The sequence below is a fragment of the Enterobacter cloacae complex sp. 385G4 genome (genome assembly GCF_057320665.1).
On record NZ_JBXWDD010000001.1, the window covers coordinates 420,421 to 443,141 of the forward strand.

Annotated in this window: 18 protein-coding genes; 11 read left to right on the forward strand and 7 right to left on the reverse strand. The window is 56.5% G+C overall.

Features of this window, described 5'->3' with window-relative positions; genetic code table 11:
• Window positions 1-50 precede the first annotated feature (50 nt).
• Both AC2FAJ_RS02215 and AC2FAJ_RS02220 read left to right on the forward strand, forming a co-directional pair.
• Window positions 51-1,418, forward strand: coding sequence for an MFS transporter (locus AC2FAJ_RS02215; RefSeq protein WP_485453758.1), 1,368 nt, complete (start codon window positions 51-53; stop codon window positions 1,416-1,418).
• Window positions 1,419-1,639: 221 nt separating this feature from the next.
• Entirely contained in the window at window positions 1,640-3,103 is a 1,464-nt protein-coding gene (locus AC2FAJ_RS02220) for a mannitol dehydrogenase family protein (RefSeq protein WP_485453759.1), read from the forward strand.
• A gap of 43 nt (window positions 3,104-3,146) precedes the next feature.
• Here the strand turns inward: AC2FAJ_RS02220 and ydfZ are convergent, their stop codons facing one another.
• Window positions 3,147-3,350, reverse strand: coding sequence for a putative selenium delivery protein YdfZ (gene ydfZ, locus AC2FAJ_RS02225; RefSeq protein WP_028013008.1), 204 nt, complete (start codon window positions 3,348-3,350; stop codon window positions 3,147-3,149).
• Window positions 3,351-3,638: 288 nt separating this feature from the next.
• On the opposite strand from ydfZ, the gene AC2FAJ_RS02230 reads away from it, so the two are divergent.
• The gene (locus AC2FAJ_RS02230) at window positions 3,639-4,070 is read left to right on the forward strand and encodes a universal stress protein (RefSeq protein ID WP_048956364.1); all 432 of its coding nucleotides are present in this window, start codon (window positions 3,639-3,641) and stop codon (window positions 4,068-4,070) included.
• 33 nt (window positions 4,071-4,103) lie between these two features.
• Here the strand turns inward: AC2FAJ_RS02230 and AC2FAJ_RS02235 are convergent, their stop codons facing one another.
• Together AC2FAJ_RS02235 and ydfG are read right to left on the reverse strand one after the other, a co-directional pair.
• Window positions 4,104-4,790: a GntR family transcriptional regulator gene (locus tag AC2FAJ_RS02235; protein WP_485453760.1), complete on the reverse strand. Its 687-nt coding sequence runs from the start codon at window positions 4,788-4,790 to the stop codon at window positions 4,104-4,106.
• Window positions 4,791-4,881: 91 nt separating this feature from the next.
• Window positions 4,882-5,628 (reverse strand): bifunctional NADP-dependent 3-hydroxy acid dehydrogenase/3-hydroxypropionate dehydrogenase YdfG, encoded by a 747-nt coding sequence (ydfG, locus tag AC2FAJ_RS02240; RefSeq protein ID WP_028013011.1) that lies wholly within the window; start codon window positions 5,626-5,628, stop codon window positions 4,882-4,884.
• A gap of 142 nt (window positions 5,629-5,770) precedes the next feature.
• On the opposite strand from ydfG, the gene dcp reads away from it, so the two are divergent.
• From dcp to AC2FAJ_RS02255, 3 genes are all read left to right on the forward strand, one after another.
• Window positions 5,771-7,804: a peptidyl-dipeptidase Dcp gene (dcp, locus tag AC2FAJ_RS02245; protein ID WP_485453761.1), complete on the forward strand. Its 2,034-nt coding sequence runs from the start codon at window positions 5,771-5,773 to the stop codon at window positions 7,802-7,804.
• Between the two features lie 409 nt (window positions 7,805-8,213).
• Entirely contained in the window at window positions 8,214-9,761 is a 1,548-nt protein-coding gene (locus tag AC2FAJ_RS02250) for a methyl-accepting chemotaxis protein (protein ID WP_485453762.1), read from the forward strand.
• A 426-nt stretch (window positions 9,762-10,187) separates the two neighbouring features.
• Window positions 10,188-11,393 (forward strand): MFS transporter, encoded by a 1,206-nt coding sequence (locus tag AC2FAJ_RS02255; RefSeq protein WP_485453763.1) that lies wholly within the window; start codon window positions 10,188-10,190, stop codon window positions 11,391-11,393.
• A gap of 18 nt (window positions 11,394-11,411) precedes the next feature.
• On the opposite strand, the gene AC2FAJ_RS02260 is transcribed toward AC2FAJ_RS02255, so the two are convergent.
• Entirely contained in the window at window positions 11,412-12,401 is a 990-nt protein-coding gene (locus tag AC2FAJ_RS02260) for a 2-hydroxyacid dehydrogenase (RefSeq protein WP_028013015.1), read from the reverse strand.
• A gap of 325 nt (window positions 12,402-12,726) precedes the next feature.
• Between AC2FAJ_RS02260 and AC2FAJ_RS02265 the strand changes: the two genes are divergently transcribed.
• The 4 genes from AC2FAJ_RS02265 (at window position 12,727) to AC2FAJ_RS02280 (ending at window position 16,412) form a co-directional block, all read left to right on the forward strand.
• Window positions 12,727-13,050 (forward strand): hypothetical protein, encoded by a 324-nt coding sequence (locus tag AC2FAJ_RS02265; RefSeq protein ID WP_047365301.1) that lies wholly within the window; start codon window positions 12,727-12,729, stop codon window positions 13,048-13,050.
• 215 nt (window positions 13,051-13,265) lie between these two features.
• Window positions 13,266-15,905, forward strand: a complete 2,640-nt coding sequence (locus AC2FAJ_RS02270) for a YdbH family protein (RefSeq protein ID WP_060572995.1) — start codon at window positions 13,266-13,268, stop codon at window positions 15,903-15,905.
• Complete coding sequence (locus tag AC2FAJ_RS02275; protein ID WP_028013019.1) at window positions 15,902-16,087, forward strand: YnbE family lipoprotein; 186 nt, start codon at window positions 15,902-15,904, stop codon at window positions 16,085-16,087. The genes AC2FAJ_RS02270 and AC2FAJ_RS02275 overlap by 4 nt, the downstream gene beginning before the upstream one ends.
• Before the next feature lie 7 nt (window positions 16,088-16,094).
• Window positions 16,095-16,412 carry a YdbL family probable chaperone protein gene (locus AC2FAJ_RS02280; protein WP_028013020.1) on the forward strand — a complete coding sequence of 106 codons (318 nt, stop codon included), beginning with the start codon at window positions 16,095-16,097 and terminating at the stop codon, window positions 16,410-16,412.
• Here the strand turns inward: AC2FAJ_RS02280 and feaR are convergent, their stop codons facing one another.
• On the reverse strand, window positions 16,413-17,321 hold the full coding sequence (gene feaR / locus AC2FAJ_RS02285; protein ID WP_045630357.1) for a transcriptional regulator FeaR: 909 nt from the start codon (window positions 17,319-17,321) through the stop codon (window positions 16,413-16,415).
• Window positions 17,322-17,562: 241 nt separating this feature from the next.
• On the opposite strand from feaR, the gene AC2FAJ_RS02290 reads away from it, so the two are divergent.
• Window positions 17,563-19,062, forward strand: a complete 1,500-nt coding sequence (locus AC2FAJ_RS02290) for an aldehyde dehydrogenase family protein (RefSeq protein WP_485453764.1) — start codon at window positions 17,563-17,565, stop codon at window positions 19,060-19,062.
• Between the two features lie 40 nt (window positions 19,063-19,102).
• Here AC2FAJ_RS02290 and AC2FAJ_RS02295 read toward each other — a convergent pair whose 3' ends face one another.
• Window positions 19,103-20,209: a GGDEF domain-containing protein gene (locus AC2FAJ_RS02295; protein ID WP_028013023.1), complete on the reverse strand. Its 1,107-nt coding sequence runs from the start codon at window positions 20,207-20,209 to the stop codon at window positions 19,103-19,105.
• A gap of 118 nt (window positions 20,210-20,327) precedes the next feature.
• Entirely contained in the window at window positions 20,328-22,601 is a 2,274-nt protein-coding gene (gene tynA / locus AC2FAJ_RS02300) for a primary-amine oxidase (protein ID WP_485453765.1), read from the reverse strand.
• Window positions 22,602-22,721: the final 120 nt, after the last annotated feature.

Consider the following 22,721-nt stretch of genomic DNA (forward strand, 5'->3'; position numbering starts at 1 on the left):
GCGAAGACGGGCTCTCAGTGGTACGCATCTTACCTTTAGAGATAGCCATTATGACGCAAGCACAACCTCAAAGAACCACCTCAGATCTGGTGAAAGCCGCCGTCTCCGGCTGGCTGGGCACCGCGCTGGAGTTTATGGATTTCCAGCTCTACTCGCTGGGGGCGGCGCTGGTATTTCATGAAATCTTCTTCCCGGAACAGTCGGCCGCGATGGCGCTGATTCTGGCGATGGGAACCTACGGCGCGGGCTACATCGCGCGTATCGTCGGGGCATTTATCTTCGGCAGAATGGGCGACAGCATTGGTCGTAAAAAGGTGCTGTTTATCACCATCACCATGATGGGGATCTGCACCACGCTGATTGGCGTGCTGCCGACCTACGCGCAGATCGGCATTTTTGCGCCCGTACTGCTGGTGACGCTGCGTATCATTCAGGGGCTGGGCGCCGGGGCGGAGATCTCCGGGGCCGGGACCATGCTGGCGGAGTACGCCCCGAAAGGGAAACGCGGCATCATCTCCTCGCTGGTGGCGATGGGGACTAACTGCGGGACGCTGAGCGCCACGGCGATCTGGGCCATTATGTTCTTCGCCCTCGATCGTGAACAGCTGCTCGCCTGGGGCTGGCGCGTGCCGTTCCTTGCCAGCGTCGTGGTGATGATCTTTGCCATCTGGCTGCGAATGAACCTCAAGGAGAGCCCGGTCTTTGAGAAAGTAAACGATGCAGAAACCGTGCAGCCGGACACCTCGCTGGGTTCAATGGTGAAAAGTAAATCCTTCTGGCTGGCGACCGGCCTGCGTTTCGGTCAGGCGGGCAACTCGGGGCTGATCCAGACCTTCCTCGCGGGCTATCTGGTCCAGACGCTGCTGTTCGATAAAGCGATTCCCACCGACGCGTTGATGATAAGTTCCATTCTTGGGTTTATCTCCATCCCGCTGCTGGGCTGGCTTTCCGATAAAGTGGGGCGCAGGCTGCCGTACATTATCCTCAATATCTCCGCCATTATTCTGGCGTACCCGATGCTGTCGATTATCGTCGATAAGAGCTACGCTCCGGGGACAATCATGCTCTCGATCATCGTTATCCATAATTTCGCCGTGCTGGGGCTGTTTGCGCTGGAAAATATCACCATGGCGGAGATGTTTGGCTCGCGAAATCGCTTTACCCGTATGGCTATCTCCAAGGAGGCGGGAGGTCTGGTGGCGGTGGGCTTTGGCCCGGTACTGGCGGGGATTTTCTGCAATATGACGTGTTCCTGGTGGCCGATTGTAGCCATGCTGGTGGCTTATTCCGTGATTGGGCTGGTTTCGGCGTTCCTGATGCCGGAAGTCCGCGACCGCGACCTCAGCGCGGCTGAAGATGCCGCGGAGGCCGCGCCGAAAGAGCGCGTGGGTTACGGCGCGTTCTCCACGCGACGCTAGTGGTTTATATCTTTCGTGACTTATCACACAACTTTTTGTTTATGTCACACCACCTGAGCAAAAGTTAATATAAATCAAAAACTCAAACGGCAGTATCAGTATGGTTGATGGCAGTAATTTTTTACCCCGACTGCCATTCTAGTTGGTGTAGTCAGCAGGCGCTGCCGCTCTGGACTGGGGGCGGCAGCGATCCACAGCTTTCTAATTAGCGAGTCTTAATCATGGAAAACACCTTATTACAGGCCAACGCGACGCTGCCTAAGTACGATCGCGACAGCCTTAAAGCACGCATTGTACATTTAGGCTTCGGCGCATTTCACCGCGCGCATCAGGCGGTGTATGCGGACATCCTCGCGGCTGAACACGGCAGCGACTGGGGGTACTGTGAGGTTAACCTGATTGGCGGCGAGCAGCAGATTGCCGACCTGAAGGCGCAGGATAACCTCTACACCGTAGCGGAAATGTCTGCCGATGGCTGGACGTCCCGCGTGGTTGGCATAGTCAAAAAGGCCCTGCACGCGCAGGTCGACGGGCTGGAAAGCGTGCTGGCGGCAATGTGTGAACCGCAGGTGGCGATTGTCTCGCTGACCATCACCGAAAAAGGCTACTGCCACTCTCCGGCAACCGGGCAACTGATGCTCGATCATCCTTTCATCGTTGCCGACCTGCAAAACCCGCATCAGCCGAAATCCGCGCCGGGCGTGGTGGTGGAAGCGCTGGCGCGCCGTAAAGCGGCGGGGCTGCCCGCGTTTAGCGTGATGTCCTGCGACAACATGCCGGAGAACGGTCACGTGATGCGCAATGTCACCTGCGCGTACGCCCGGGCGGTAGACGGCGAGCTGGCGGACTGGATCGAGGCTAACGTCACCTTCCCGTCAACCATGGTGGACCGCATCGTACCGGCGGTCACACCCGATACGCTGGATAAAATCGCGCAGCTGACCGGCGTACGCGATCCGGCAGCGGTGGCCTGCGAGCCGTTCCGCCAGTGGGTTATCGAGGATAACTTTGTGGCCGGGCGTCCTGAATGGGAAAAAGCCGGAGCCGAACTGGTTTCAGACGTGATCCCGTTTGAAGAGATGAAGCTACGCATGCTCAACGGCAGCCACTCTTTCCTGGCGTACCTGGGCTATCTGGCCGGTTATCAGCACATCAATGAGTGTATGGAAGACGAAAACTATCGCGTCGCCGCGCACGCGCTGATGCTTAACGAGCAGGCGCCTACGCTGAAGGTCAAAGGCGTCGATTTAGGACACTATGCCGATCTCCTGATTGCCCGCTACAGCAATCCGGCCCTGCGCCACCGTACCTGGCAAATTGCGATGGACGGCAGCCAGAAGCTTCCGCAGCGGATGCTGGATCCCGCGCGCTGGCACCTGGTGCACCAGACGCCTTTCCCACTGCTGGCGCTGGGCGTGGCTGGGTGGATGCGCTATGTCGGCGGCGTGGACGAACAGGGTAACGCTATTGACGTGAGCGATCCGCAGCTGGCGGTGATTCAGGCGGCGGTGAAGCGAAGTGCCGAAGGGGAAAGCCGGGTTAACGCGCTGCTCGGCATTGAGGCCATTTTTGGGAAAGAGTTGCCGCGAGAAAAAGCCTTCACAGATGCCGTGATGAGCGCGTATCAGACGCTGCTGCAGAAGGGGGCAAAGACCACGGTGGCGGAGTACGTGTCGCACCTGTAATTCAACACATGCCGCCGTTCGCGGCGGCATGTCGGCGCACAATTTAGTGCATACCCAGACGAATCAGTTCAATTGGTTCGAACTTACCTTCGCATCCTTCCACTTCCACCGTTTTGCCACGGCGCACCTGCGCGGCATCCAGTCCGTCGCTGTGGATCGCCTTAATCACGCCGGTTTTGCCGGTGCCGCTAATCATGACGCGGCTGCCGGTGGTGATTGCATTGCGGTTACGGTCGTATGTCATCATGGTATTTTCTCCTCTCTAAACTATCCGTTACGGCGCTATTTCAGGTTTTGCCGTTCACGGGGCACTATAAATACGCTTGTCTGCCAGTCATGTTTTTGTTTTTGATCAAACTCACACTTTTTTCTTTATTACATGGGGCGTTGACCCTTCACGACGGCAATTTACAAAGCAGACCGTTATTTTCACTTATTGATAGTTTCTACGGGGAAGCGTTGAGGATTGGTTTATATTCCCGATGCCATTCTGGTTGCAGGAAATAACCCTTCATCGGAATAAGGAGTCAGGCTTATGTATAAGAAGATTTTGATGCCTGTTGACGTGTTTGAAATGGATTTAAGCGACAAAGCGGTTCGCCACGCGGCTAACCTCGCGAAGGCCGAGGGCGCGTCGATTACCCTGGTCAATATTCTGCCTGCCAGCAGCCGGTCTCTGCTGCGCGGATTCAACGCCGATATTAAAAAGTTTGAAGAGTATATGAGCGCAGAATCCGGGAAGAAAATGAACGAGTTAAAACGACTGTTCGATATCTCCCCGGAGAATATCCACACTCTGGTTCGTTTTGGCAGCGTCCGCGATGAAATTATCAAGCTGAGCAAAGAAGGGAAATATGACGTGATTGTCATCGGGTCAAAAAATCCGGGCATCACCACCCATCTGCTGGGGTCAAATGCGGAATCTATTCTGCGCTACGCCACAATTCCGGTGTTAGTCGTTCGTTAATTACGGCGCCGCCCGCCAAAAGGGCGGCAAATATCACTCTTCGCTAAACCACTCGCTATTTTCCTGACGAATAAGCTGCACGGATTCGCCTATCTCCTGCAGATGGAGGGTCATCGCTTTTTCCACGCCGTCCGGGTCGCGTTTTTCCAGCGCGCTGAAAATATCGTGATGCTGGCGGAGCAGCATTTCCGGCGGGGAGACGTGATCGAGGCTCATGTAGCGCACCCGGTCAATGGTGGCCTTGATGTTCTCAATGGTATCCCAGGCCAGCTGGCAGTCTGCAATTTGCGCCAGCTTCTGGTGAAACTCATCATCAAGCTGGAAGAAATCGTTGAGCTGTTTACGATCAATCGCAATGCGCTGCTGATGCAGGTTTTGCTCCAGCAGGTAACACTGGTTGTCATTAATGAGCGTCGCGGCACGGCGCACCACCGCGCATTCAATTGCCTGGCGTACGAAACAGCCGTTGCGCACCTGTGAGAGTGAAATTTTGTTCACGTAGCTGCCGCGCTGCGGGCGGATCTGAATCAGACCGTTCTCCGCAAGCTTAATAAACGCTTCACGCACCGGCTGACGGGACACGTCAAAACGCACGGAGACCTCTTTTTCAGAAAGCGGCGTTCCCGGTGGGATCAGGCAATGGACAATATCACGTCGCAAAATGCGATAGATTTGCTGGTTTACGGGCTGGGTGGGATTGAGTTGCGTTTCAGCGGCCATGAGTTGTCATTTCTCAGAGAGTTAGCCCGAACATACTACCATTCTTTTATGACCCGAAACAGACCCGGCCCGCGGGCCGGGAAGGGCTTATTTAGCCACGATGGACGCTAAGTCCGGCAAAACTCTGGCTGACCGGCATCATTTCCACGGTATTGATGTTGACGTGTTTTGGCAGCGTTGCGACCCACCAGACCGTTTCGGTGACGTCTTCCGGCGTCAGGGCGTTGGCGTTTTCGTAGGTTTTATCCGCTTTCGCGTCATCGCCCTTGAAGCGCACGTTGGAGAATTCGGTGCCGCCTACCAGCCCCGGCTCGATATCGGTGACGCGAATGGCGGTGCCGTGCAGGTCGGTGCGCAGGTTCAGGCTGAACTGGCGCACAAACGCTTTGGTCGCGCCGTAGACATTACCGCCCGCGTAAGGCCAACTCCCGGCGGTAGAACCGATGTTGATAATGTGGCCGCGGTTGCGCTCGACCATGCCCGGCAGCACCGCGCGGGTCATGTACACCAGCCCTTTGTTGTTGGTGTCGATCATGTTTTCCCAGTCTTCAACGCTGGCTTTGTGGGCAGGCTCCATGCCCAGCGCCAGACCGGCGTTGTTGACCAGCACGTCGATGGCACGCCACTCTGCCGGCAGGCTGGCAATCATCTCTTCAATGGCCGCACGGTTACGCACGTCCAGCTGCGCGGTCAGGATACTGTCACCTAAATCGTCCTTCAGCTCCTGCAGGCGCTCCTGACGACGGCCCGTTGCAATCACCTTATGCCCGTTGGCGACGAAGCGACGCGTGATGCTTTCACCAAAACCTGCCGTTGCCCCGGTAACTAAAATAATCATCTCACTGTTCCTCAACGCTTTTTGTGTTGTACTAACATAGCACGCCCGCAGAGGGTGCGTTAAGGCAACATTTGTATGACGGCGTTGCAGGCGATGGCGGCCTGGCCTACTCTGGGAAGATATCCGTTCGGAGGAGTGAAAGATGACGGCCACCAACCCCTTTTTTGACATCAGCCTGCTGCCTTACCAGGCTCCCCATTTCGATACCATCAAAGACGAGCATTATCGTCCGGCCTTCGATGAAGCGCTTCGCCAGAAGCGGGCGGACATAGAGGCGATAGTCTCTCACACCGCTGCGCCAGACTTCACTAACACCGTGCTGGCGCTGGAGAAAAGCGGCGTCATGCTCGCGCGCGTCAGCAGCGTTTTCTTCGCCATGACCTCCGCGCATACCAATGCGTACCTGCAGGAACTGGAGGAGCAGCTCTCCACCGAACTTGCCGCGCTGGCGAACGACATCTGGCTGAACGACACTCTTTTCGCCCGCGTCGAGAGCGTCTGGCAGGACCGCGCCGCGCTGGATGCCGAATCCCGTCGGCTGGTCGAGGAGACGTACCAGCGCTTTATTCTGGCCGGCGCGCGCCTGAATGAAGCGGAAAAAGCCGAGCTGAAGGCGTTGAATACCGAGGCCGCGTCCCTGACCAGCCAGTTTAACCAGCGCCTGCTGGCCGCTAACAACGCGGGCGGGCTGGTGGTGGATTACGCGCACCAGCTTGAAGGCCTTAGCGCCGAAGAGATTGCTGCTGCGGCGCAGGCCGCCGCGGAAAAAGGGCTTAACGACCGCTGGCTGATCCCGCTCCTGAATACGACACAGCAGCCTGCGCTAGCCGCGCTGCGCAATCGGCAGACGCGCGAAAACCTGTTCAACGCCGGCTGGACGCGCACCCAGAAAGGGGATGAAAACGACACCCGCACGCTGATCCTGCGCCTTACGGCGCTGCGGGCGCGCCAGGCCCGTCTGCTCGGCTTTGAGGATTACGCCAGCTGGAGCATCGCCGACCAGATGGCGAAAACCCCGGCCGCCGCGCTGGAATTTATGCGCGGCATTGTGCCTGCCGCCCGCGCCCGCGCTGAACGCGAGCAGGCCGATATTCAGAAGGTCATCGACGACGAGCAGGGTGGCTTCACCGTGCAGGCCTGGGACTGGGCCTTTTATGCCGAGCGCGTGCGCCAGGCGAAGTACGCCCTCGATGAATCGCAGATTCGACCCTATTTTGCGCTCAATACCGTATTGCAGGACGGTGTATTCTGGGTGGCCAGCCAGCTGTTTGGCATTCGTTTTGTGGAGCGTTTCGACATTCCGGTTTATCACCCTGACGTCCGCGTATGGGAAATTTTTGACCATACCGGTGAGGGCATGGCGCTGTTTTACGGCGACTTCTTCGCCCGCGATTCCAAGCAGGGCGGGGCCTGGATGGGCAATTTCGTCGAGCAGTCCTTTGAGTTTGCAGCCCGCCCGGTGATCTACAACGTCTGCAACTACCAAAAGCCGGGTAACGGCGGCGTAGCGCTTCTCTCCTGGGATGACGTAATAACCCTGTTCCACGAGTTTGGCCATACCCTGCACGGTCTGTTTGCCAGCCAGCGCTTCGCCACGCTGTCCGGTACCAATACGCCGCGTGATTTCGTTGAATTCCCGTCGCAAATCAATGAGCACTGGGCCAGCCATCCTCAGGTGTTTAGCCACTATGCCCGTCATTACGAAACCGGTGACCCCATGCCGGACGCGCTGCGGGAAAGCATGCTCAACGCGACCCATTTCAACAAGGGTTATGACATGACGGAGCTGCTGAGTGCGGCGCTGCTGGACATGAACTGGCACGGCATCAGCGAAGCCGTGTCGAACGTTGAAGAATTCGAAGCCGCGGCGTTGAAAAAAGAGGGGCTGGATCTGCCCGCTGTACCGCCGCGCTATCGCAGCAGCTACTTTGCCCATATCTTCGGCGGCGGCTACGCGGCGGGGTACTACGCCTACCTGTGGACACAAATGCTGGCGGACGATGGCTATCAGTGGTTTGTCGAACAGGGTGGATTGACGCGTGAAAACGGGCAGAAATTCCGCGAGGCGATTTTGTCTCGCGGCAACAGCGCTGATTTAGCCGAACTTTATCGAAACTGGCGCGGACACGATCCGAAGATTGAACCGATGCTGGAGAATCGCGGGTTGAGCGCATAAAGTCACTTTTAGCTAAGAAGATAACCGGGCCCCGCGCCCGGTTTTTTTATAGGTCTGAAAGTCCGAAAATGGTCAAAAAAAGAACTGAAATTTACATTTATTAATAGTTTGAAATATATTTATATTAAATGTGCTTAAATTTAGGCGCTTTTACCAATCTCAATTTTATAATGCTCGCAAGTTTATTTAATTATTTATGCTGACTGGTACATGGCCGTTTATTGCATATAAGAATCATCGCAAAAAGATGTTTATTATATTTTTATCTCAGCCTAAAGTATTAATTCTCTCTGCCGATTAGCATGGGTGTGGTCGTGGTGGAAACCCATTTCCATTAACCACAAAAAATAAGCCGTTATTAAAATTCATCTCCAGAAGATGAACCTATGCTAATTATTAAGGAAGAGTCATGTTTAAAAATCTCAACATCGGCACCCGGCTTACCATAGCATTTGGCGCAATTGTGGTTTTAATGTCCGTCGTCTGCGGGCTGCTCTATTTGAGCTTTGACAGAGTGACGGCCGTCAGCAAGCTCAACGTTCATAGCTATAAAGTGGTCGATAACCTTCGCTCCGTAACCGAAAACCTGATCAACATGGAAACCGGCATTCGCGGTTTTGCGCTCACCGGCAATCAGGACGTTCTTCAACCCTTCACGCAGGGGGATGAGAGGTTTAAAAGCAAAGTTGACGAAATTGCAGGGCTTACGCGTGATAACCCGTCGCAGCAGCAAAAATTAACCACCCTCTCCAGGCTTGAAGAAGAATGGAAAAGATCATTTGCACTGCCGTTAATCCAGCGAAGAGAGAGCGTATCCCGCGTGGGGGAAGATATGGATGCGTTCATCAGTAGCCTGGAGCGTAATACCGGAAAAGAGCAAATGGACGCCATGCGGGGTGTTATTCAGCAAGCGCTGAACGACGAGTACCGCATTATGGCTGAACGTCAAACCCGACTGGCTGAAGAACGCTTCCGTACGCGCATGATGATAATCCTGGGAATGATTGCGGCGGTTGTCACCGCGCTGCTGACGGGCATTTTGCTGTCGCGCAGTATTCTCCGACCGCTAAAGCAGGCCGTGAATACGGCGAACACCATTGCCGCTGGCGATCTCACCTCAACCATACGTATTACCCGGATGGATGAAACCGGCACGCTGCTTGCGGCTCTGGACAACATGCAGACCCAGTTGAAAACCCTTGTCACGGAAATCAAAGAGGCCGCGACGTCGGTGGATCTGGCTGCCGGTGAGATCGAGCAGGGTAATATGGAGTTATCGTCTCGTACCGAGGAGCAGGCGGCGGCGTTGCAGCAGACTGCCGCCAGCATGGAACAGTTGACGATGACCGTTCGGAACAATACCGAGGTCGCGGAGCATACGGCAACGTCAGCAAGAAAGACGGAAGCACTGGCACGTGAAGGTGAGTCTGCCGTGGGCGAAATGAGCGAAACGATGCAGAATATCTCGGCTAACGCCCTGAAGATAAAGGAAATCACCAGCGTTATAGAAGGGATTGCTTTCCAGACTAATATTCTGGCGCTGAATGCGGCGGTCGAGGCTGCACGTGCCGGCGAGCATGGTCGTGGCTTCGCCGTGGTGGCGACGGAAGTCAGAAATCTCGCTCAGCGCAGCGCAACGGCGTCCAAAGAAATTGGGGCGCTGATTGAGCATGCCGTTGAGGATGTCGATAACGGTGTGTCGGTGGCATCCAGAACGGCAGAGACGATTTTGCGGGCTGCGAGCAACGTGGCTACGCTTGCTGAAACTATGGACAGTCTTTCAATGGCCTCGGTTGAGCAAATGCAGGGCATCATGCAAATCAGCGCTGCTGTCACCCAGATGGATGGCGTGACGCAGGGTAATGCGGCGCTCGTTGAGCAGTCCGCAGCGGCATCGCAGGCGCTGACCGAGCAGTCCAGGGCACTGAAGCAGATGACGGAAAACTTTGCTATTTGAGCAGCAAAAGCATAATCAAAAGGTAAAGCTCCGGCGTTTTAAACGCGAATTTTAATCAAACCAGCAACGGGGGCGCTAATAAAAAGGGGCGTCCCCGTGAATAATGAAGAAAATAGCCGAGCGTCAGTGACAATTTAAAAATACTGACTACGATTTCGTAAAACGAAAAATTTAAAAGGAGTTTCTGATGGCGATTGCTGTGGTGACAGTTTTACTCTTCCTGTTGATGTTCCCGGCGGCTATTCACATTTTGCTACAGCTCGTTGGAGGCTGGTGTGACGCGTAGCCTCCCTGGTTAATCCGGTCTTTTGGGCCGTCATCTGATTTTCAATAAGCAGCGCTACGCTACATTTTTAATTTTATTGTACGATCGTCTGGACGCGGGTCATCGCGAAACGCGAGCCGGATATTTTACAGGCAGGAAGTATGTCTCTTCGTTCGCTGCGGGCGTTATGCCTGACAAGTTTTTTCATTGCGGATGTCCGTGATGGCCTTGGTCCTTTTCTCGGTATCTTTCTGACAGAACGCCACTGGAGCCCCGATGATATCGGCATCCTGATGACTGCCGGTGGGCTGGCGGGATTGCTGGCTACGCTCCCGGCGGGGGTAATTACTGACACTTCGCGGAACAAACGCGCCGTGCTGGCGCTGCTCTGCACTTTGATCACCCTGAGTACGCTGCTGCTCTGGTTTAGCCAGCAGACCAGCGTTGTTGCCGTCTCACAAATGGTCACCGGCATCTGCGCGGCGTTTGTCGGGCCGCTCATCGCCGGGATTACGCTGGGCCTGACCGGCCAGCGCGGGTTCAGCGCGCAGATGGGCAAAAATGAGGCGTTTAATCACGGCGGCAATTTTGTCACCGCAGTGATAGCAGGCGGCATTGCCTGGTACTGGGGCGTCGGGGGGATTTTCCTGCTGATGACCTGCACGACGCTGCTGACGCTCTGCGCGCTGCTTGCCATCCGCAACGGGGACATTGATAACGATGCGGCGCGAGGGCTTTCATCCTCAGGTAGCGTTCCTGTCCCCGGCTTCGCGGTGCTGATTAAAAACCGGGCGCTGTTTGTGACCGGACTGACGCTACTGCTGTTCCACCTGGCGAATGCCGCACTGCTGCCGATGCTGAGCATGAGGGTGGCCGCGGCACCCGCCTCGATCAACCCTGGCCTGTACGCGGCAGGCACCGTCATCATCTCGCAGGCGGTGATGATCCCCGTTGCCATCTGGGTTGCAGGCCGAATAGAACGCTACGGCTACTGGCGCTTAATTATGCTGGCGCTGATGGTTATGCCGGTGCGCGCGGCGCTGGCGGCATCGACCGACGCGCCGTTAATGATGATCCCGGTACAAATTCTCGACGGTCTCGCCGCCGGGATCCTGGGTGTCGTCGTACCGTCGTTTATTGTGGTGCTGCTGCGCGGAAGCGGGCACGTTAATGCCGGGCAGAGTGTGGTGATGCTGATGCAGGGAGTGGGGGCAGCCATGAGCCCGGCGTTAACCGGCACTATCGCCGGTCATTACTCGTTTGCGACGGCATTCAGTGTCCTGAGCGCGATTGCGCTGGCCGCCGTCCTGCTCTGGTGGCGCGTTGCTCACCGAAGCTGGGAAACAAACGCGCCGGATGAGGCTTAGCCCCACCCGGCGTCGCAGTTAAGCCAGTTCGTTAGGGCACGGTTCACCCTTTTCTAACTGCTGAAGATTCCCCAGCGTGGTTTCCGAAATGCTGATCAGCGCTTCGGCGGTCAGAAACGCCTGGTGTCCGGTAAACAGCACGTTATGGCAGGCTGAGAGGCGACGGAACACGTCGTCCTGGATGACGTCATTAGACTTGTCCTCAAAGAACAGATCGCGCTCGTTCTCATACACGTCCATCCCCAGCGCGCCAATCTTCTGGGTTTTCAGCGCTTCGATAGCGGCCTGAGAATCCACCAGACCGCCGCGGCTGGTGTTGATGATCATCACGCCGTCTTTCATCTGGTCAAACGCCGCCTGGTTAAGCAGGTGGTAGTTTTCCGGCGTCAGCGGGCAGTGCAGGGAGATCACGTCGGACTGCGAGAAGAGCGTCGGCAGGTCGACGTACTCCACGCCCAGATCCAGCGCAGCGGCGCTCGGGTACGGATCGAATGCCAGCAGACGCATGCCGAAGCCTTTCAGAATGCGCAGGGCAGCCACGCCAATTTTACCGGTGCCGATCACGCCCGCGGTTTTGCCGTACATGGTAAAGCCGGTCAGCCCTTCCAGCGAGAAGTTGGCGTCACGCGTACGCTGATAAGCGCGGTGAATACGACGGTTGAGCGACATCATCATGCCAATCGCATGTTCTGCTACCGCTTCCGGGGAGTACGCCGGGACGCGAACCACCTTCAGACCCAGCTCTTTTGCCGCGTCGAGATCCACGTTGTTGAAGCCGGCGCAGCGCAGGGCGATATACTTCACTCCCTGCTTTTTCAACTCTTCCAGCACCGGACGACTGCCGTCATCGTTAACAAAAATGCAGACGCCTTCACAGCCGTGCGCCGTTTTGGCGGTTTTTTCGGACAGCAGAAAGTCGAAAAATTCAAGCTCAAACCCGTAAGCTTCGTTAACATGTTGCAGATACTTTTTGTCGTACTGCTTTGTGCTATATACCGCGAGTTTCATAAGACTTTCTCCAGTGATTTTGCATTCACGTTAGCATGATTAAAATTATCTTACAATTTCTAAAATATTATTGAATTCAATAAGTTCTATCAATTATTCTAGAGCATATATACACCCTAACTCCATGATATTCTTAGTACGAGAAATCTTCGGCGCGACTCGGTTCAAATCAGGTTGGGCAAAACGGAGTGGGTAACGGGTGCGAAAAACGCATATCGGTATTACTTGAAAGAATGGCAATAGGGTATGAAAACTGCAATCCTTCCGGATGTGATGGGACGATATTAGGAACCGGATGAGTTTCTGAAAAGAGGGAGAATGATGCATGTCGCAACAAGTGGAGTTATCCTTATCTGCGCCGATGTTGCCTGTTTTATACTATTTTATAGCATCTATTGCGGTTTTCTTCTTACTGTTGATTGGAAAACTCAAGGTCAATAGGCTCCGTAAATATCCATTGTTCATTGCCTATACGCTGTTTGTGATAGCGATTGCAGCCATCCAGATTAATGTTTTTGCCAACGGCTATGAGTTTGTTCGCGGTTTTTTACATATCGATTTTGATCCATGGCGGTACGATTCAGTGTATTGGGGGTCGTTGATATTCGCCATGCTCTACCTATTGGCAATGCCCAGGAACAGGTATTAGTTACGCAGTGTTTTCCCGTTTTTAAGTCTGAGATAATGCGTAACCCACTGAATCTAAAATGTGTTCTTTAGGTTACGCATAGCAAAAAGTTTTCTCATACTCTTTACAGCATCTATCCTTTATCTTGGGGTTAACTTCAACTCAACCGCCAAACATGCGACAATATTCGGCATTGCCGGCTTAATTCTTTCGAAAAATCAGGACATTAACTGCCCATGAAGGGTAAATACAAAGCCGCCATTGCGGTTTTACTGCTGTTGATTTTGGTGCCGCTGACGCTGCTGATGACGCTCGCCCAGTGGGTGCCGACGCTCGCCGGGATCTGGCTCCCCGTCGGGACGCGCATTGCTTTCGAAGAAAGCCCAAAACTGACTCGCCACGCGCTGGTGATCCCCGATCTTCGCTATCTGGTGGAAGACTGCGAAATTGCCCGCATCGATAACGTGACGCTGTCACATCCGAGCCGCTGGAAACTGGATATCGGCGCGCTGGATCTTAACACCGTCTGCCTGAGCAAAATTCCCCAGTCTGCACCCTCAACGGTTGCCCCCAAAACGCTGGCCCAGTGGCAGGCTGTGTTGCCCAATACCTGGCTCACCATTCACCGTCTGACGCTCTCGCCCTGGCAGCAGTGGCAGGGCGAGCTCAATGCGTCACTGACGCCCTCCAGCCAGGAGATCGCTTACAGAGGCGAACAGGTCAGCATCAAAGGCACGCTTCGCGGCCAGACGCTCTCGGTCAGCCAGTTCGATGTTCAGCTCCCTGACCAGCCGCAGCCGATTAAGCTGGTGGGCGAGTTCACTTTGCCGCTGGTGCCGGACGGCGTGCCGGTGAAAGGCCACGCGGTCGCGACCTTTAACGTGCCACAGTTAACGTCTCTGGTCGATGCCGATCTCGACTGGGAAGACAATCAGGGACAGCTGGTGGTGATCGCAAGGGATAACCCCGATCCGCTTCTCGACCTGCCGTGGCAGATCACGGCGGAACAGCTGAACATCAGCGACGGGCGCTGGAACTGGGATCTTTCGGGTATGCCGCTGAGCGGGCGGGTGTCCCTTCGCGCCGACAACTGGCAGCAGGGGCTGGAGAAAGCCACCCTGACCGGACGACTGAACGTGTTGACGCAAGGCGATGCGGGTAAAGGTAACGCGGTACTGAACATTGGGCCCGGCAGGCTCAGCATGGAAAACAGCAACATGCCGCTGCATCTGAGCGGCGAGGCGAAGCAAAACGATCTCATTCTTTACGCCAAGTTGCCCGCCACACTGACCGGCAGCCTGTATGAACCGCAGCTTGCTTTTGAGCCCGGCGCGCTGCTCCGCTCGCGCGGGCGCATTATTGACTCACTCGATATCGATGAAATCCGCTGGCCGCTGGCGGGCGTGAAGCTCACCCAGAAGGGCGTGGACGGGCGTCTGCAGGCTATTCTGCGTGCCCATGAAAACGAGATGGGCGGTTTTGAACTCCACCTGGACGGTCAGGCCAACGACTTTTTGCCTGATAACGGCCTGTGGCAGTGGCGCTACTGGGGAAAAGGCGGTTTTACGCCGATGCATGCCCGCTGGGATGTCGCCGGGAAAGGCGAGTGGCGAGACAACCTTATTGAGCTGACGGCGCTCTCCACCGGTTTTGACAAGCTCCAGTACGGCACCATGGAGGTCAGCAAGCCGCGGCTTGTGCTGGATCGGCCTGTACGCTGGCTGCGCGATGCCGAAAAACCCGCTTTCAGCGGCGCGCTGTCGCTGAATGCCGGGCAAACCCGGTTCTCCGGCGGCAGCGTATTGCCGCCTTCGGTCCTGACCTTCAGCGTCGACGGTACCGACCCGACTGTTTTTCAGTTTAAGGGCGACCTCCATGCGGACAACATCGGCCCGGTACAGGTGAACGGACGCTGGGATGGCGTGCGCCTTCGCGGGCAGGCCTGGTGGCCGAAACAGTCGCTCACCGTCTTCCAGCCGCTGGTCCCGCCGGACTGGAAAATGACGCTGCGTGACGGAGAACTCTATGCGCAGGTTGCCTTCTCGGCGGCCCCCGATCAGGGCTTTGAGGCGGGCGGACACGGCGTGCTGAAATCCGGCAGCGCCTGGATGCCGGACAACCAGATCAACGGCGTCGATTTTGTGCTGCCGTTCCGCTTCAGCGAGGGAACCTGGTCCCTGGGCACGCGCGGCCCGGTCACGTTGCGCATTGGCGAAGTGGAAAACCTGGTGACCGCGCGCAACATTACCGCGGACCTGCAGGGGAATTACCCCTGGACGGAGGACAACCCGCTGCTGCTCACCAACGTTAAGGTAGAAACGCTCGGCGGGAAGATCACCATGCAGCAACTGCGGATGCCGCAGCACGATCCGGCCCTGCTGCGCGTGGACAATATCTCCTCAAGCGAGCTGATCAGCGCCGTCAACCCGAAGCAGTTTACCCTGTCGGGCCCGGTGAGCGGGGCGCTGCCGTTCTGGCTGGACAATGAAAAATGGATCATTAAAGATGGCTGGCTGACCAACCCGGGGCCAATGACGCTGCGCATCGACAAAGATACGGCAGACGCCATCGTGAAGGATAATATGGTCGCGGGCGCAGCGATTAACTGGCTCCGCTACATGGAAATTTCGCAGTCGTGGACGAGAATCAATTTAGATAACCTGGGTGAATTAACCATGCAGGCGACCATCAAGGGGACCAGCCGCGTGGACGGCAAAAGCAGCTCCGTCAATCTGAACTACACCCATGACGAGAATGTCTTTACCCTGTGGCGCAGCCTGCGTTTTGGCGACAACCTGCAAACCTGGTTTGAGCAACACGCGGCGATTCCCGGTCTCCGCAGTTCGACTGGCAAGGAAAGTGAGGAACAACAATGAAAAAGATGGCTGGTGCGCTCACCGTTGCCGCGCTACTGACCGGCTGTACGCCGCGCATTGAAGTCGCTGCGCCAAAGGAGCCGATTACCATCAATATGAATGTCAAAATCGAACACGAGATCCACATCAAGGTCGATAAAGACGTTGAAGCCCTGCTGAAATCGCGCAGCGATCTGTTCTGAGGATGCCATGAAACGATTAGCGTTGATTTTACTGGCCCTGAGTATAAACGTGCAGGCGGCTGCGCTGACCTTAAACGATGCCCGCGCGCAGGGGCGCGTGGGGGAAACCCTGAGCGGCTATCTTGCTCCGATCCAACAGGATGCCGAAACGCTGGAGCTGGTGAATCGCATTAACGCGGCGCGCACGGAGAGCTATCAGAAACTGGCCGACAGCAATAATTTGCCGGTTGATGAAGTGGCGAAAATGGCGGGGCAAAAGCTGGTGGCCCGCGCGCAGCCGGGCGAGTACGTGAAGGGCATTAACGGTAAGTGGCTGAAAAAATAGCTAGCGGTAGCGCTTGCGGTATTCACCCGGCGAGACGCCAAAACGCTGCTTAAAGGCCGTTGAAAAGTGGCTATGGTCGGTGAATCCCCAGCTGTAGCCAATGCCCGCCAGCTTTTCATCGTCGCCGGTTGACTGCAATTCCTGCGCGCAGAGATCCAGACGACGGTTTTTAATGTACTGCGCCACCACCAGCCCCTTCTCGGCAAACATGCGGTAGAGGCTGCGTACGGACATTCCGCTCTCAGCGGCAATCCATTCCGGACGCAGCGATTCAGACTGAATATGGTCATCAATCAGCGCCACAACGTGCTGAAACTGGCGCTCCTTGCGCGGCTGAATCACGTCGCGCTGCTGGAACGCGGGGCGCAGCAGGCAGACCATCGCCTCAAGCGCCGCTTCACTCTCCCGGTCACTCAGGTCGCGGTTGTTCATACTTTCCATCAGCAGGCGATGGCTCAGCTGGACAGTGGGTAAGGTGCGGGAAAGGGCGAGCGCGCAGCTTACCTCCTGAAAGCGGCACTGCTGTTCGATAATCTGACGGGGAACCAGCAGCGAAATCTGGCGGGACTTTTCCAGCCAGTTGATCGAGCAGGGACGAGAGGCGTCAATCAGCGTGATATCCCCGGTTCTGAGCACCGCGCGACGCTCATCCTGCTCAATTTGCGCGCTGCCTTCAAGCTGGAAGACGGTGTAGAACCAGGCATCATTACTCTGTGCGATCTCTCGTCGGGAGCGGAACAGGTTAACGCCGCCGGCGGTGACGGTACTGAGCTTCAGGCTGCGCGCGTAGCTGGTCTCCAGCTCGCCGTAGAACTTTCCCTCGGTGGGCTGGGCGTTAAAACGCCCGCAAACCTGGTTAATTTGCGCCAGCCACTGCTGATACTGTTCCTGCTCGCTTGCACACGCCATCGTTTCTCTCGCTGCACCGTCAACGTTTTCGCATTGTTGCATTTGTGTTGCATTTTGTCAGAGCTATGAGGCTGACTATAGGAAAGAACACTCACCGGTAACAGCGATATAAGCGGCGATTATCGCGATTTGCGGCACCTGTCACAGGTGGCAAAGCGAATGTCACAGAGACAAAAGCGAGAATGCAAAACCCCACATAGACTGGATGAACACCCTGCGAAGAATAACGAAGGAGTATCCTATGTCTGAATCACAGGTGGCTGTTCTGCCTGCCGTGCAGCAGTTTTTAGACCGACACCACGGCCTGTGGATTGAAGGGCGTCAGGCCGCGTCGGACAGCGAAAAGCGGCTGAACGTCTACAACCCGGCCACGGGCGAGGTGATTGCCTCGACCGCCGATGCCAGCGTCGATGACGTTGACCGGGCCGTTATGTCCGGCTGGCGCGCCTTTGTGGCCCGCACCTGGGCCGGAAAATTACCGGCGGAGCGCGAGCGGATCCTGCTCCATTTCGCCGATCTGGTCGAACAGCACGGCGAGGAGCTGGCCCAGCTTGAAACGCTGGAGCAGGGCAAATCAATTAACATCTCCCGGGCTTTTGAAGTGGGCTGCACCCTCAACTGGATGCGCTATACCGCCGGGCTGACCACCAAAATTGCGGGCAAAACCCTCGATCTTTCCATCCCGCTGCCGCAGGGTGCGCGCTACCAGGCGTGGACGCGTAAGGAGCCGGTTGGTGTGGTGGCCGGGATTGTGCCCTGGAACTTCCCGCTGATGATCGGGATGTGGAAAGTGATGCCAGCGCTGGCCGCGGGCTGCTCTATCGTCATTAAGCCGTCTGAAACCACGCCGCTAACCCTGCTGCGCGTGGCGGAGCTGGCCAGCGAAGCGGGCATCCCGGACGGGGTGTTCAACGTAGTAACCGGCAGCGGCGCGGTGTGTGGCGCAGCGCTGACCTCGCACCCGGATATTGCGAAGGTGAGCTTTACCGGCTCAACGGCAACGGGTAAGCAAATTGCCCGCGCGGCGGCGGACACGCTAACCGGGGTGACCCTGGAGCTGGGCGGGAAAAACCCGGCCATCGTGCTGAAGGATGCGGACCCCGCGTGGGTGATAGAAGGATTAATGACCGGCAGCTTCCTGAACCAGGGGCAGGTGTGCGCGGCGAGCTCGCGCATCTACATTGAAGCCCCGCTGTTTGACACGCTGGTGAGCGGGTTCGAACAGGCGGTGAAATCCCTGAGCGTCGGGCCGGGCATGTCGCCGGAGGCGTTTATCAACCCGCTGGTGTCGCGCGCCCACAGCGATAAGGTGCAGACCTTCCTCGACGAAGCGACGTCCCGCAACGCGGAGCTGATCGTCGGTAACCGCGGTCCGGAGGGCAAAGGCTATTACGTGTCGCCTACGCTGGTGGTGAACCCGGATTCCGCGCTGCGGTTAACCCGAGAAGAGGTGTTTGGTCCGGTGGTCAACCTGGTACGCGTCGCCGACGGGGAAGAGGCGCTCCAGCTGGCGAACGACACCGAATATGGCCTGACGGCCAGCGTCTGGACGCAGAATATCAGCAAGGCGCTGGAGTACACCGACCGGCTGCAGGCGGGCACCGTGTGGGTGAACAGCCATACGCTGATTGACGCCAACCTGCCGTTCGGTGGGATGAAGCAGTCCGGCACCGGACGTGATTTTGGCCCGGACTGGCTGGACGGCTGGTGCGAAACCAAGTCGGTTTGCGTGCGGTATTAAAAAACAAGCCGGGTAAGGCGTAGCCGCCACCCGGCTTTATTTACAGCGACCACCGATCCCGCCCGGCCTCTTTCGCCCGGTACAGCGCCGCATCGGCGCGGGCAATAATCTCGGTACCCGCAAGCCCCTCGACCATGCCCGCAATCCCCATACTCACGGTGACACGATCGCTGACGGATGACGCGCTGTGCGGTATCGACTCCGCGCGCAGGCCGTCCTGAATGCGTACCGCAACTTTTTCCGCGATATTTTCCGGGCAGTTAAACAGGATCACCACAAACTCCTCGCCGCCGTAGCGTGACACCACATCGTCGGGCGTTCGCACTGACTGCTTCAATACCCGCGCCACGCGCGTCAGACAGTCGTCACCCGCCTGGTGACCGTAGGTGTCGTTGTAGCGTTTGAAATAGTCAATATCCAGCATAATCAGCGAGAACGGTTTCTTCTGCTCAACCGCGTTCTCCAGCACCACCTCCATCTTCCGGCGGTTGGCGGTTGTGGTTAACGGATCCTGATGCGCCAGCGCATCCAGTCGTGAGATCAGCAGCTGGTTTTGCTGGTTACGTCGCCAGGCCTCGTCAAACCAGCTTAAGAGGATGAAGCGCCCGCAGATCAGGATCAGCGAAAAGACGCTCCAGATGATAACGAAGTGAAGATTAAGGCCATCATTCAGTACCCAGCTTGCAATCGGCAAGGTTATCCAGAGCGGGAGCACGAAGGCGAGCAACCCCACAGGGTAAAAGTAGAGGGCCGTTAACCCAGCGAGTAATAAAATAACGCACAGCGGCCAGACGTGGGGCAGCAGTAAATCGGTGATGAACCAGAAGCATGATATCGACCAGATAGCGCTACAGATACACAGCACTACGCTGATACCGGCGATGCGCCGCCAGCCCATAAGGATCAGTGCAGCCGAGAGGATAATAATGCCGAGCATCGAAGCGTCGACCATTTTCATCATATGCGGCAAGTGGGGATAAAGGGGATCGCTGGCGTTAAGCAGAACATGGCGCAGCAGAATCATCACGGCGAAGCTGATGTTGACGAAAGCCAGCCAGGGCAGGTTCATCGCCAGCCCGTGCATAACCATGGCGTGGCGCGTCGGCCAGGTTGCCCGTTCCAGCGTCGGTTTTTTTCTTTTTTCCATAAAGCCCTTTCCCGTCCGGGGGAAAAATCATGCAGGTGATATATCAGTAACTATAAGCAAGCGAGGGCGATCCTCAAACGTCAGGGCAAAAAAAACCGGGCAATTGCCCGGCGGGTGGTTATTTTTCGTCTTTTTTCTTCCCGAGCGTTGGCGTCTCGTCGAAGAAGTTCCACGGTTTGAGCAGGGTATGCACCCATTCCGTCGGCATGATCGGCCACTCTTCCGCGCGTGCGACGTGGGTGGTGCCGGTGGTCATCCACACCACGTCATCCTGGTTGTTCAGCGATTCGTTATCCTTGCTGTATTGTCCGAGGCCTGTGTCGTGGATGGAGCGGTTAGGGAATTTCCCTTCCGGATACAGCTCGTCCGGGTGGTAACGCGTCACCCACAGCTGTTTATCCATAAAGCTCAGACGATGGTAGATCCACTCGTCCGGGGCAAATTTCGCGCCTGTCGCCACCGGATGGGTACCGCCCGCGTAAGGGATAATCTGGTACGAGACCGGGTTGCCCATGCGGTTCTCCTTGCTGGTGTTGCTCAGCAGTCGGATGGTGCCTGGGTCAAACTTCTGCGCCGCCTGCTGTTCGGTATCAATGTCATACTGGTTCACCTGCATGGTGCTGGTGCGCGGGCCGCCGGCGGTATTCGGCTTCACTTCCGGGTCCATCGCCACCAGCTTGTTGTTGATGCCGTCCACGTCCATATCAAGACGGAAGTTATAGATGTGCTGGTGCGTGGTGCCCACGATATTATGATCGATCAGCGTGCCGTACTTTGTGTCGTCTTTGGCGGTGGCGTCATGCATGGTTTTCGCCTGCACGCCTTTCACCGCCTCGATACCCGTTGCACCGGCGTCAATGCCGATGGTGCCGTTTTCGTGGAACACCCAGTCGAAGATGTAATCGTAGTTGCCCACGGTACTCACCCAGCGCACCACCAGCTCGCGGCGTTCGGCGCTGACGTTCGGCTTGCCCATCTCCTGATGTTTATATTCTGGCCCCGCGTAGCGTTCGAAAATGGCGATCGCGCGTGGGATCTCCATCGGCGTGCCGGTGTAGTCCGGGATGGTTTCGTTGAGCATCACGGCGTTGGACGGCACGTCTTTACCGCGCACCAGCGGCGAGGTCAGGGTGCCCATGCCGTAGTCGCCGGAGTCGAGATAGGCCTTGAAGTACCAGCCCACGTCCGGATCGCCGTACGGGACAATCATGCCGCCGAGCGATCCCTGATACATCACCTGACGCTTTTTCCCGTTGTCGTTATACGTGACGGTCGAAATCATCGGGCCGACGCGGGAATCCAGGCTCAGGTGGAAATCCCAGTTCTGCCAGTGCACCATGTCGCCGGTAATGGTGTAGTTCTTGCCTTCCGGCTCAATGATGTCGAGCGGCTTTTTCGGCGTCTCGACACGGTCGCGGCCGTCATAGGGGTGCGGAGTCATCGGAACCGGCACAACGGCACCTTCTTCAATCTTCTGAATTTTTTTCTGCTCAAGATCAACCACGGCCACGAGGTTCTCGATCGGGTGGGCCCAGTAGTTGCCGTCGCCGACGTCCAGATAGCTCACCACCTTAAGCAGGCGATCTTCCTGCTTCAGGCCGTCTTTACCGTCGAAGTAGCCGACGGTAAGCGGCGTGGTGATCACTTTTTTCGGGTCGGTGATGCCGTGTTTTTTAAGCACCCCGGCAAACTCCGGGCTCTCGTTAATGATCTGCTGAACCGCGGTGAAATCATCCAGTAGCACCATGCCGTGCGCGTCCTTCACCGGCTCCCAGCGCAGGATTTTTTTATCCTTCAGGTCCACTACGCTTTCGATAACGTGCTTGCCGTCGAGCATGACGATCTTTGCCTGGCGAGGGGCGTCCACTGCCGTACCGTTGAGCACAAAGTCCCACACTTTGGCTTTCTCTGGTTCCGCAAGGGCGATCTGGGTAAAGCGGGTATTGGGTTTAAAATCCGCAGAGGCTTTCACAACCCCGACAGCCTGCTTAATTTCGTCCGCCGTCAGCGCGTTTAGCGGGTGAGGGCGTTTTTCAACCTGGAAGGTCTGGTCAAGACCAGACTGGAAAACATCGTTGATGAAGGTCTCTGAGATAAAGGCTTTTTTGTCCTTCATCACTACCGGCACTTCAAGCTTGAGGGTGTGACCGTTGACGATGGCCGTCTTTGCGCCCGGTTTGACCTTCACGAAGGCGCCGTCTTTCGCAATGGTGAACATCTGTGCGTAATCATCCCACTGAACGTCCGCGCCAAAATCCTGCAGTGTTTTGTCCATCGGGACCATATGCGCCTCGCTGCCGTGGGCGAAAGCAGGGGATTGCCAGGCGCAACAGAGCGCAACGGCCATAGCCAGTGCCGTTCTACGGGCAGAAAAAGAAGAATTGCTTCCCATCGTAGACCTCATCTTGTTGTGTTTTTAGGGTTTATTGTGTTGTGACAGCCTTATCCTGACAGGCGCCTGAGAAAAGCGTTTGCCTGCATCTGCCAGGTTATTTGTTGGTCTTGCCAGGTT